Raw genomic sequence first — 11688 nt, forward strand, 5'->3', positions numbered from 1 at the left:
AATCTCCCGCCACTCCTCGCTCGACCGCCTCACCTTCCCGTTCGCTTGCACCCGCATGCCGCCTCCTCCCGGATTGTCATGCGGTGGGTCTACATCTCGCCGGCGAGCCCGGGAAGAACGGCGATATCCGGCCGCTTACGTACTCCCGACCTCTTGCACCTCCTGGAATCCCACATGACCTCATCATCCCTGTCCCGCGCGGTCCCTCCGATGACCCTGCAAGGCGGCTCCTCGGAGTTGATTCGCCTGGCCTACCCGATCGTCCTGACCCAGCTTTCGATGTCAGCGATGCAGATCGTAGATTCCGCCATGGTCGGGCGCCTGGGCCCTGGCGAACTCGGCGCCGTGGGCTTCGGCGGCATCTGGCTGTGGACCGTGCTGACGCTCTTCGTCGGCACGACGCAAGGCGTTCAGACGTTCGTATCCCAGGACTTCGACGCCGGCCGGCCAGCTGCCACGGGTGCCTGGTTCTGGCAGGGGCTCTACTCGGTCCTGCCCCTGACGCTGCTCGCGATCGGCACCTTCGCGCTGTGCATGCCGGCCTTCATGGACCTGCTTGCGCCGCCCGAGGAGATCCGGCCGCTGGCGACCTCGTACGTCCAGGCGCGCGTGTTGGGCTCGCCCGCTGGCGTGGCATTTGCGGTGGGTGCGGCGTTCTTCCGCGGCATCGGAGATACGCGAACGCCCTTCCACATCACGTTGTTCGCCGTCGGCATCAACGCCGTGCTCGACTACGGGCTGATCTTCGGCAGGCTGGGGTTTCCGGAACTCGGTGTCAGCGGTGCCGGCTATGCCACGGCCGTCGCCAACTGGATCGCAGTCATCTTGATCTTCCGCGCACTGATGCGACCTGGAGTTCGGCGCCGCCATGCCACGGCATGGATTCGCCCGAATCCGGACCAGATGATCCGCTTCCTGTGGACGAGCGCGCCCGTCGGTGCCCAGTGGCTGCTCGGGATGTCGTCCTTTGCGGTGTTCTCGACGCTGGTCGCACACATGGGCAGTACCTCCATCGCCGCGAGCCAGGCGCTGATCGCTGTGCTCTCGATCTCGATCATGCTGGCGAGTGGTCTCTCCATCGCTTCGTCGACACTGGTGGGCCAATACATCGGCGCTCGCAATCTTGCCGCTGCTGAACGTGCCCACCGATCGGCGATCCGCATCGGCTTCGGCGTCAGCCTCTGCCTGGCCGCATTCTTCGTCGGTGCACCGGGATTCCTGATTCGGCTCTTCACTGAAGACCCCGGACTCCTGGAGGCTGGCGCAAGCCTCATGCTCGTCGGGGCAGTGCTGCAAGTCTTCGACACGATGGTCAACATCTCGAGTGGAAGCCTGCGCGGCGCCGGGGATACCCGTTGGCCGCTCCTGGCAACGACCAGCCTGGCATGGCTGGTCTATCTGCCGCTGGCCTATTTCCTGGGTATCACCCTCGAGGGCGGCTTGTTGGGCGCGTGGATGGGCTGCGCAGTCAATTCGTTCCTTGCCGCGATGGTCTTGCTCGCCCGCTTCCGGCGCAGGACCTGGCAGACGATCACCATCTGATCGGTTCGCTCTCCGGATCGTCCAGTCCCGCCTTGTCGCAGCGCTTGCTCGCCCGTGCGGTCAAGCTCGCTCCACTCGATCATGGCGAATAGAAGATGGCAGCTCTCAGGAATCCGAATCACTACGACACTGACGGGGGTGGCGCCCTGCGCTTGGATGCGGTGCGGCTGCACGGCACCAGGGCAGGCAACATCATCGCTGCGGGCTCAGCTTCACGATCACTGTCGCGCCCCCTTCGATGCTCGCTGAGGGCACATTGGAGTAGCTGGTCCAGACGTTGCCTTCTGGGTCGAAAGAGATCTCCCTGCAGAAGGTCACCTGAGAGGGCAGGCGATACGTGGTGAAGCCTTCCGTCTTCGGATCGAAGTGCAGCATCGTGTCGGAATTGGAGCCGCAGCCCCACACGGTATCGTCGATGGGGTCGACGCCAATTGCATAGACGCTGTCGCCGCTGCCGGTGGGAAGGTCGTAGCCGGTGAATTTGTCTGCTGCCGGCTCGTACTTGTAGATGCGACCGTCCGTGAACGCCGGTATCCACAAATTGCCCTGGGAATCTGCGCGGAAGCGACGAGGGCCACCAAAGGGCGTGTCTACCATCTTGATCTCTTTGCTGTGCTTGTCGTAGTAGCCAATGCGCCGGTTGTTGTATTGGCTGAACCAGACTTTGCCGTCGGGGGTAACGTCGATGCCGTAGGCGATCGGTCGCAGCTCCCGATCGAACACGAGGGAGTAGGAGCTGTTGCGTTGAATCTGGGCAACGATCGCCGCGACTGGAGGCCAGGCGTATAGGCTCTGCATCCAGTTGCGCGTCGGCAGGTCGATCAACTCCAGCTCAGCCGTCTCCGGATTGACCGTGCCGAGCTGGTTGGTCAGGGTGACGGTGAACCACACCTGCCCATCACCATCAAAGCGCAGCGTATGGGGATAGATGCCATCGAGGTAGGAGAGATTCCATACTTTCATGGTGTCGCTGGGTATGTCGTAGCGTGAGAGGACATTGCCCTGGGCATAGGTGAACCACATGCTGGTGCCATCGGGTCCCGGAAGAACCGTATGCAGCCCAAGGGCATCGCCTACGAAGCTGTTCCCTTCGGGCTTGACGTGAGTCATCTCCTGACGCTCACTGGTCTTCGGGTCGAGACGCCAGATCTGGTTGTCCTTCGTGCCCGCTCCGTAGATGAGTCCATCGGGTCCTACGGAGATATCGTGCATGATGCCACCCGGCTCCATGCCCCACTCCGTCACAGTGGCCGTGGTTTCCTTGCCGCGAGGCATCGGTGGGATGCGTGGCAGGTCGTCATCACCTCGTAGTACGTAGGCTGCCAGGAGCGCATCGATGGTCTGCTCCCTGGTGTCGTCGGAAACCATCGCGTTCTTGTGTGCCATCCGGTCGAAGACCGTGTACCACTGCTCGCGGTTCGTCGGCCATCTGGCAAGGTTGTTGCCCTGTTGGTGGCACATCATGCATTCGATTCGAAACTCGCGGTCGATGTCAGGGGAGATCCTGGCAATGCGCTCTGCCCAGATGTTGGCAGGCAGTTGCTGCCGAACCTCCTCCTTGCTGGCCGGTGTGAGTTCGAAATCGATGCTGGCGTCCTGCGTCGGGTCATCGATGGCGCGAACCTGATCTGCAAACGTGAAGTACCTGGCCCGAATCTCGATTGGACCGGTCGCATCGGAGTCCGTCTTGTAACGGCCATTCGCGTTGGTATACACGCTGACCTTCTTGTGCTGCTGCCCGTCGATGAGGGTCACGATGGCCCCTTCGAGGGGGGCGTTGCCGTCGGTGACAGTCCCAGAGAATGTGGCCGCATTCGCGAGGCACGGAAGCATGATCAACAACATGCTTGCCTGTTTCAGCTTTCTCGAGTCGTACATCGGTTACCTCATCATGTGCATGTGGTCGAAGGCCAGGTGGCCGTCCTCGACCCGGCACTCATTCTTTCTCGCCAAGATCCCGCAGACCCCTGTGCAAGATCGCACCCGGCCGTCAATTTCGTTCGGCGGCTGCGATTGCGCGGGGGGACGGACACTCCGCGAGGCTGATCGTCCAGAGCGACTAGTGCAGCTCGGCGAAGAGGAGGACGCCTGTGTAAGCGAGCGCTGCCGTCGTCGGAAGGTAGACCTGGAAGGACGGACGCAGCGCCCCCCCGCCACCAAGTCGATGGGCAGTCGCAAATCCGAACCCGAGCGCAAGGGGGGCGAGGATCGGCGGGAGCACTCCGATGGCGAAACCCGCGACGCCTGTGACAACCACGGCCAGGGTGGTCACCCGCAGACACGTCACTGTCGCAGGCAGGCCGACCGTCGTCGCGAAGTTCCGGTCGGTGCGCGAGTCGCGATCGAAATCCCGCACCTGTTGGGCAAGTTGCCCCGATAGCGACGCCAGGAAGTTGATCGCCAACAACCAGGCATCGAGTCGCAGCCATTCGACGCCCGTCAGGAACACACAGATGAAGTACGCGAAGGTCTGCACGAAGAGCGCATGGGTCAGCAGATCGAGGCCGGGTATCGCCTTGAGCCGGAGGGGAGGCGCCGAGTAGGCCCAGATCACGAGGACGCAGGTCACCGCGACCAGGACGCCCCGAGCGCCGAAGCTGGCAAAGACGCCGAGCGGAACAGCGGCCGCGAACAAGGCCGTCGCGCGGAAGGGTCCGAGGCGATGTCGGACGAAGAGGTTGTGCCGGGCCTTGGCCTCTTCCTGCGCGTCGAAGGCAGAGTCGAAGTAGTCGTTGACGACGTAGCCGAGACCGAAGGCAGCGGTGACGGCCAACACGAGCAGCAGGTTCGCCGGAGTGACGGCGTCGTGGACCAGCAGCGCGATCGAACAAACGATCAGTGCCACACCCCAGGCGTCGATCCGGTGCAGCGCGGACCGCGCGACGTCGCGCAAGAGTGTCGGCATCTGCAATCTGGGCCTCCGCGTCGGCTCGGCTTCGCCGAGCGATATTCTGAGGCAAGGATGTCAGTTCCTCAAGAACCGTCCTGGTTCGCGGGTTGGCCCCAGACGGGGCGGACTGGCGCGCCCGGCAACCCCAGTTCCGCGAGCTGACTTCGAGCTTGAAGGCTCGGGAACTGCGGGGACTTGAAGGCGGCCGGATCGCTCCTGGTGGGTCCCGTTGCGCCAGCCCGGATGCACCTTGGGAAACACCACAGACCCATTGGGTTGCACCGTTGGAGATGAGCCTCGGTCTCCCCGAGGGGTCAGTTCCCCGTTTGTCAGGCGTCGCCGGCTCCAGCGTCGTCGTCTGCCAGGCGGGCCATCGAGACCAGCCCTTCGCCGCTGCCGAGGTCCATCATGCGCACGCCTTGGGTTGCGCGGCCCATGGTCGAGATCGTCTTCACCTTGCAGCGCAAGACCTTTCCGCCGTTCGTGATGAGCATGACTTCGTCGTCATCGACGACTTGCGCGATACCCACGACCTGGCCATTTCGACTGCTCGTACGGATGGTGATGATGCCCTGGCCACCTCGGCGCTGGATCCGGTAGTCGTCCAGCGGCGTGCGCTTTCCGTAGCCGTGTTCGGTGACCGTCAGGACGGTCGCGCCAGGAGAGAGAATCTCCATACCGACGAGTTCGTCGTCCCCTGACAGGTTCATCCCGCGTACACCTGCCGCCGTGCGGCCCATGGCGCGAACCTGATCCTCGGGGAAGCGGATCGCCTTACCCGCCTTCGATGCGAGGATGACTTCGTTGTTGCCGCTGGTGCGGCGGGCACCGATCAGCTCGTCGTCATCGGGCAGGTTGATGGCGATGATGCCGCCCCGGCGCGGGTTCGAATAGGCGTCGACCTTGGTCTTCTTCACCACGCCCTTGCGCGTGCAGAGCAGGACGAAATCGTCCGTGGCTTCCGCGAAATCGCGAACCGGAAGGGTTGCTTGCACGCGCTCGCCTTCCTGCAGGGAAAGCAGGTTCACGAGCGCCTTGCCTCGCGCCGCGCGGCCCAGCTGCGGAAGCTCCCAGACCTTCTTCCAATGCACGCGCCCACGGTTCGTGAAGAACAGGATCGTCGAGTGCGTCGAAGCCACGAAGAGGCTCGAAACGAAATCCTCTTCCTTCGTCTGCATGCCCTTCAGACCCTTGCCACCGCGGCGCTGCGCGCGGTACTGGGTGATCGGGTTTCGCTTCACATAGCCACGGTGGGACACGGTGACGACCATGTCCTCCTCGACGATCAGATCCTCGGTCGAGATGCCTTCCACGGCACCGGTGATCTCCGTGCGGCGCGGGTCGGCGTACTTCTCATTGATCTCGTCGAGTTCTTCGAGGATCACCTCGAGGATCTTCTCATCGCTCGCGAGCAGGGCGATCAGCTCGGCAATCAGCGCCCGCAGCGCCTCGAGCTCGTCCATGACGCGCTGGCGTTCCATCGCCGTGAGTGACCGCAGGCGCATATCGAGGATCGCCTGGGCCTGGCGCTCGGAAAGCTCGAAGCGTGCCATCAACTCGCTGCGCGCCGCCGGCGTGTCTGCCGCGGCTCGGATGATGGCGATCACCTCATCGAGATGATCCAGAGCGATCGCGAAGCCTTCCAGGATATGGGCACGGGCTTCGGCCTGAGCCAGATCGTAGGCAGCTCGGCGGGCGACGACTTCACGGCGGAAATCCAGGAAGTGCCCGAGGCAATCGCGTAATGAGAGGAGTTGCGGGCGGCCACCGACCAGGGCGAGCATGTTCACGCCGAAGGTGGTCTGGAGCGGCGTCAACTTGTAGATCTGGTTGAGGATCACTTCCTCGGGTGCGCCCTTGCGCAGTTCGACGACCACGCGGATTCCCTTGCGATCGCTCTCGTCTCGCAGGTCCGAGACGCCATCGACTTTGCCGTCGCGCACCAGATCGGCGATGCGCTCGACCATCGACGCTTTGTTCACCATGTACGGGATTTCGCTGATCACGATCCGCGAACCGCGCTTGGTCTCCTCGAACCCGGCGCGGCCCCGTACCGTAATCTGGCCACGACCCGTCAGGTAGGCGGATCGGATGCCCTCCGTTCCGCAGATCATCGCACCGGTCGGGAAATCCGGCCCGGGGAGCTTCTCCAACAGATCGTCGATGGTGCAATCCGGGTTGCTGGCCAGCACCTTGAGCGCGTCGATCAGCTCGCCCAAGTTGTGGGGCGGGATGTTGGTCGCCATCCCCACTGCGATTCCCTGGGAGCCATTCGCCAGAAGGTTCGGGATGCGGGTCGGCAAGACCGTCGGCTCGACCTGGTTGCCGTCGAAGTTCGGTGCGAAATCGACGGTCTCCCGGTCGATATCGCGCAAGAGCTCCGTTGCGATCGGACGCAGGCGCGCCTCGGTGTAGCGATACGCGGCCGGCGGATCCCCATCGATCGAACCGAAGTTTCCCTGGCCGTGGACCAGCGGGTAGCGCAGCGACCAATCCTGGGCCATCCGCGCCATGGCTTCATAGATCGAAGAATCACCGTGGGGGTGGTAGTGCTTGATCACCTCACCGACGACACCGGCGCTCTTCTGGAATGGCCGGTTCGGCTGGAGCCCTTCGTCGTGCATGGCGTAGAGGATCCGCCGGTGCACCGGTTTCAGACCGTCTTCCACCTTCGGCAACGCACGGCTGACGATGACCGACATCGAGTAGTCGAGGAACGAGCCGCGAACTTCGTCCTCGATATTCACCGGCAACGCGGGGTTCGCCCCGTCGCTTCCGCCGCCGGTCGGGCTGCCTCCGTCGCCGCCATTGCCGTTGCCGTCGCCACCGTTTTCGGTGGTCTCGGGCGCAGGAGTCTCCCCGATCTCGAGCTCTTCTATCGTTTCTTCGGCCATCTCTAGATGTCCAGGTTCTGCACCTTGAGTGCGTTCTCTTCGATGAACTCACGGCGCGGCTCCACGTCATCACCCATCAAGGTGGTGAACACGAGATCGGCTTCGACCGCATCCTCGACGCGAACCTGCAGCAACGTGCGCTTGGCCGGGTCCATGGTGGTTTCCGCCAGCTGGTCCGGGTTCATCTCGCCCAGCCCCTTGTAGCGCTGGATCGAAAGGCCCTTCTCGGCGCGCTTCAGGATGTCGACTCGGAGTTCCTGTGCGCTTGCGAATGCCTCGGGTTGATCGTCCGGCTCACCCGTGACGACATGGTAGGGCTCCTGCCCCGCCTCGCGGATCCGCTCCGCCAGAGCCATCAGTCGAACGAGATCTGGTGAACGCACGAATTCGTTGTCGAAAACCGTGCGCAGGGGAGCCCCGGAACGGCGGCTCATCGCAATCAGCTTCACGCCCCCGTGCTCCGGATCTGCCTCGATGTTCCAGAGTGCGCCCGCACATTCGGGGTGCAGGCCCTCGAGCTTGGCTGCAAAATCTCCGAGGCGGGTCTGCAGCCACTCCTCGTCCTGGAGATCGTCTTCTCCGATTCCACCGCACTGAACCACGGCATCTACGATCCGCTCGTCGATTCGCCGCAAGGCGATGTGTTCGATCGAGCCCGCGTAGTCTCCAGCCAATTCAACGATGCTACGAGCGGCTTCGGTACTGAGCACCTGGCGTTCGGATCCACTCTCGACTTGAACACTCTGGAACGCGAGATCGAGCAGATAGGCGTCCAGCGCCGGTTGGTCCTTCACATAACGCTCACTTCGGCCCTTCTTGACCTTGAAGAGCGGCGGCTGGGCAATGTAGATGTAACCGCGCTCGAGCAGGTCTCGCATCTGGCGAAAGAAGAACGTCAACAACAGGGTTCGGATGTGGCTGCCGTCGACATCCGCGTCGGTCATGATGATGAGCTTGTGATAGCGGGCTTTCTCGGCGTCGAAATCTTCACCGATTCCGCAGCCGAGAGCGGCGATCATCGCCTGCACCTCTGCGTTCGAGAGCATTCGATCGAGGCGCGCGCGTTCGACGTTCAAGATCTTGCCGCGAAGCGGAAGGATCGCCTGGAACTCCCGGCTTCGACCCTGCTTGGCCGTCCCACCCGCGGAGTTGCCCTCGACCACGAAGAGTTCGCTTTTCGCCGGATCGCGCTCCTGACAATCCGCGAGCTTGCCCGGCAGGCTGTGATCCGAGAGCGCGCCCTTGCGGCGGGCCAGGTCGCGAGCCTTGCGGGCCGCGGCGCGAGCCCTTGCGGCATCGACCACCTTGGAGGTGATCGCCTTTGCGATCGCCGGATTCTCCTCGAGCTTCTCGAGCAGCTTCTCGTAGAGCAGGCCTTCGACCAGGCCCCGCACCTCACTCGTGCCGAGTTTCGTCTTAGTCTGGCCTTCGAACTCGGGCTGGGGAAGCTTTACGGAAATGACGGCAGTCAGTCCTTCGCGGACATCGTCGCCAGACAAGCCCTCGTCCTTCTTGGGTGTCTTGCCGTTCTTCTGCTGAGCCGTCAGGTACCGGTTCAGGGTGCGCGTCAGCGCCGTCCGAAAGCCAATGAGGTGCGTTCCACCTTCCACCGTATTGATGTTGTTGGCGAAGCTGAAAACGTTTTCGTTGTACGAATCGTTGTACTGGAGCGCGATCTCGATCGAGACCGGCGTATCCCGCTCCTTGCCGGGAATGGCGCGCTCGCCGACGATGTGGATCGGTGGTGTGTGAAGCGGTTGTCGGGTTCGGCTCAGGTGCTCGACGAAAGAAACGATCCCACCTTCGAAGCAGAAATCGTGTTCCTTTCCGCTTCGCTCATCCTTGATGACGATGCGGATACCCGCATTCAGAAACGCCAACTCACGGAGCCGTTGGGAAAGCACGTCGAATGAGAAATCGGTCGACTGGAAGATCTCGCCATCCGGGAGGAAAGTGACCTTCGTCCCTGTGGCTTCCGTTGATCCGATCTCATTGAACGGGCTTACCGGCTCGCCCCTGGAATACCGCTGCGACCAGACCTTTCCCTCGCGCTTGATCTCGAGCTCGAGGGATTCCGACAGCGCATTCACGACCGAGATTCCTACGCCGTGCAACCCGCCGGATACCTTGTAGGAGGATTCGTTGAATTTTCCGCCTGCATGGAGCGTGGTGAGCACGACCTCGGCTGCCGGGCGTTTCTCCGTCGGATGCTCTCCAACCGGGATTCCACGACCATCGTCCACCACAGTGACCGAATTGTCATCGTGGATCGTGACGATGATCTCCTTGCAGAACCCCGCGAGAGCCTCGTCGATCGAGTTGTCGACGACTTCGTAGACGAGATGGTGAAGACCATCGGGTCCAGTCGTCCCGATATACATCGCGGGGCGCTTCCGAACCGGATCAAGGCCTTCGAGGACCTCGATGGAACTGGCGTCGTAGCTCACCCGTTGACCTGCCTTGTCCAATGATGGCGGTGTCGAGGCGAATTCATTGAAGCCTGCAACCCGTCCGTCACATATCGGCGCGAGCCCACCCGCTGCCGGCGCCTCCGAAAATGGATGCCCCCTGGGTACGGCAAACTGCCATGGGGGAGCCCGGAGCGCAGGCAAATAATATCCGACCCCGGTAGCTCCGTAAACCCCAAGGAAGACAGAAAACGCGAATAATATTAGCTAGTTAGCAGGCTTTTTCGAAGCGCTTGCAAGACTCTTGGCCCACTCGAGTCAGATGCGCATGGGCATCACGATGGCCACGCTATCCGCGTCGTCCGTAGGCCGGATCTCAACCGCTGTATTGCCGTCCTGGAGGCCCAACATCACTTCCTTGGCACCCAGGGCTCCGAGCGCATCGAGCAGGTATCTCGCGTTGAATCCGACCGAAACGGCCTCACCGGCATAGTCGAAATCGATCTCCTCGGAAGCTTCGCCGAGATCAGGATTACTCGATGAGATGAGCAGTGTGCCGTCACTCAGGTCGAGCTTGATGGCACGGCTGCGCTCTGCGGAAAGCAATGCAACACGGCGCAACGCACGAGTGAAGGGCTCCGCCGTGAGCGTGAACGGGCGCTTGATGTCATCCGGAATGACCTGGCGATAGCTCGGAAACTCTCCCTCGATCAGTCGCATCACCAACGTGACACCGCCTTTGCGCGCCAGCCCACTATTGCCTTCGAAGCCGAGCTCGACTTCGTCCGCGTCTTCTTCATCCACCAGCCGCTTCAACTCGGCCAATCCTTTGCGTGGAATGATCACTCCACTCGCAAGCTTGCTGGCATCGCTACCGACGCTGCGATCTACCAAGGCGAGCCTGTGGCCGTCCGTCGCCACCATGCGGATCTTCTCGTCCTCTGCGAGAACCTCGAAGTAGACCCCGTTCAGGTTGTACCGCGTCTCATCAACCGACGCGGCGTACATCGTGCGCTCGATCATCTGGCTCAAGACAGCAGCTTGAAGCTTGACGAGTTGTCCCGGTGCGAATTCGGGGAGGTTCGGATACTCCTCCGCATCGGTACCTGCGAGAGAGAAGCGTGACCTTCCACAACGGATCTCGAGATAATTGTTGTCCGTTGCATGAAGTTGGACTTTTTCGTCCGGTAGTTCACGAACGATGTCGTAGAACCTGCGAGCTGAGACTGTGACCGCACCCTCTTTGGAGATATCCGCGTTCTGCGATCCACGGATTCCCACTTCGAGATCAGTCGCCGCAAGTTCGAGTTGGCCGTCGGCACCCTTTCCTGAGGCCGTCAGTAGGACGTTGGCCAGGATCGGCATCGAGTTCCGCTTCTCGACGATTGCCTGGAGGCGACCAAGGCCTCGTTGCAGATCGCCCTTCTCGATCACGAGCTTCATTGCGTCCCGCCTCTTCTCTTGTTCTTCTTCATTCAAGAAATAAAATAATGAAGGGAATAAGGACCGACAGACCGACAAAGCGGTCGCAACGGAGCGGTTCTATTGGCCTTCAATCTTGTCAGCCAATAGCTCGTCCCCGGAGCCCATGTCGATTCACCCCCTCGGTGATCAGCGGGGGCATCATACCACTCTGTAGCCGTCTGAGGCCGATGGAAACTCGGGGTGGCTCGGAACCCGGGTTCCATTGCGTTCCCGGAATGCGAGGGGTAGGATCCCGCGCTCTCCGGGTCCCTCTGGACCTGGCCAGGAATTCCGCAGATCATGAAGCGAACTTATCAGCCGAGCCGTATCCGCCGTCTTCGTACCCATGGCTTTCGCGCTCGGATGAAGACCAAGAGCGGTCGGGCGGTGATCAAGCGACGCCGGGCCAAGGGCCGAAAGCGGCTAGCCGTCGGCGTCTCTTCCAAGTAGGCAAGACCCGCGGCCACGGTCTCTCCTCTCCGTGGATAGC

Annotated in this window: 7 protein-coding genes; 2 read left to right on the forward strand and 5 right to left on the reverse strand. The window is 62.1% G+C overall.

What is annotated here, in order from left to right; translation table 11 throughout:
• Positions 1 to 174: 174 nt before the first annotated feature.
• Positions 175 to 1542: an MATE family efflux transporter gene (locus GY937_23255; GenBank protein MCP5059633.1), complete on the forward strand. Its 1368-nt coding sequence runs from the start codon at positions 175 to 177 to the stop codon at positions 1540 to 1542.
• Positions 1543 to 1734: 192 nt separating this feature from the next.
• Here GY937_23255 and GY937_23260 read toward each other — a convergent pair whose 3' ends face one another.
• The 5 genes from GY937_23260 to dnaN all read right to left on the reverse strand — a co-directional run bounded on the left by GY937_23260 (position 1735) and on the right by dnaN (position 11177).
• A complete protein-coding gene (locus GY937_23260; GenBank protein ID MCP5059634.1) occupies positions 1735 to 3420 on the reverse strand; it encodes a hypothetical protein in 1686 nt (561 codons plus the stop codon).
• Positions 3421 to 3601: 181 nt separating this feature from the next.
• The gene (gene ubiA / locus GY937_23265; GenBank protein MCP5059635.1) at positions 3602 to 4447 is read right to left on the reverse strand and encodes a UbiA family prenyltransferase; all 846 of its coding nucleotides are present in this window, start codon (positions 4445 to 4447) and stop codon (positions 3602 to 3604) included.
• A 314-nt stretch (positions 4448 to 4761) separates the two neighbouring features.
• Positions 4762 to 7326: a DNA gyrase subunit A gene (gene gyrA, locus GY937_23270; GenBank protein MCP5059636.1), complete on the reverse strand. Its 2565-nt coding sequence runs from the start codon at positions 7324 to 7326 to the stop codon at positions 4762 to 4764.
• A 2-nt stretch (positions 7327 to 7328) separates the two neighbouring features.
• Positions 7329 to 9773, reverse strand: coding sequence for a DNA topoisomerase (ATP-hydrolyzing) subunit B (gyrB, locus tag GY937_23275; GenBank protein ID MCP5059637.1), 2445 nt, complete (start codon positions 9771 to 9773; stop codon positions 7329 to 7331).
• Between the two features lie 279 nt (positions 9774 to 10052).
• Positions 10053 to 11177 carry a DNA polymerase III subunit beta gene (gene dnaN / locus GY937_23280; protein MCP5059638.1) on the reverse strand — a complete coding sequence of 375 codons (1125 nt, stop codon included), beginning with the start codon at positions 11175 to 11177 and terminating at the stop codon, positions 10053 to 10055.
• 321 nt (positions 11178 to 11498) lie between these two features.
• On the opposite strand from dnaN, the gene rpmH reads away from it, so the two are divergent.
• The gene (gene rpmH / locus GY937_23285; GenBank protein ID MCP5059639.1) at positions 11499 to 11648 is read left to right on the forward strand and encodes a 50S ribosomal protein L34; all 150 of its coding nucleotides are present in this window, start codon (positions 11499 to 11501) and stop codon (positions 11646 to 11648) included.
• Positions 11649 to 11688: the final 40 nt, after the last annotated feature.

The organism is bacterium (genome assembly GCA_024228115.1).
Classification (GTDB): domain Bacteria; phylum Myxococcota_A; class UBA9160; order UBA9160; family UBA6930.

What these genes read in the sequence shown, in the direction of transcription:
- rpmH (MCP5059639.1), top strand. Translation starts at nt 11,499, where the DNA reads ATGAAGCGAACTTATCAGCCGAGCCGTATCCGCCGTCTTCGTACCCAT.
- GY937_23260 (MCP5059634.1), bottom strand. Translation starts at nt 3,420, where the DNA reads ATGTACGACTCGAGAAAGCTGAAACAGGCAAGCATGTTGTTGATCATG.
- dnaN (MCP5059638.1), bottom strand. Translation starts at nt 11,177, where the DNA reads ATGAAGCTCGTGATCGAGAAGGGCGATCTGCAACGAGGCCTTGGTCGC.
- ubiA (MCP5059635.1), bottom strand. Translation starts at nt 4,447, where the DNA reads ATGCCGACACTCTTGCGCGACGTCGCGCGGTCCGCGCTGCACCGGATC.
- gyrA (MCP5059636.1), bottom strand. Translation starts at nt 7,326, where the DNA reads ATGGCCGAAGAAACGATAGAAGAGCTCGAGATCGGGGAGACTCCTGCG.
- GY937_23255 (MCP5059633.1), top strand. Translation starts at nt 175, where the DNA reads ATGACCTCATCATCCCTGTCCCGCGCGGTCCCTCCGATGACCCTGCAA.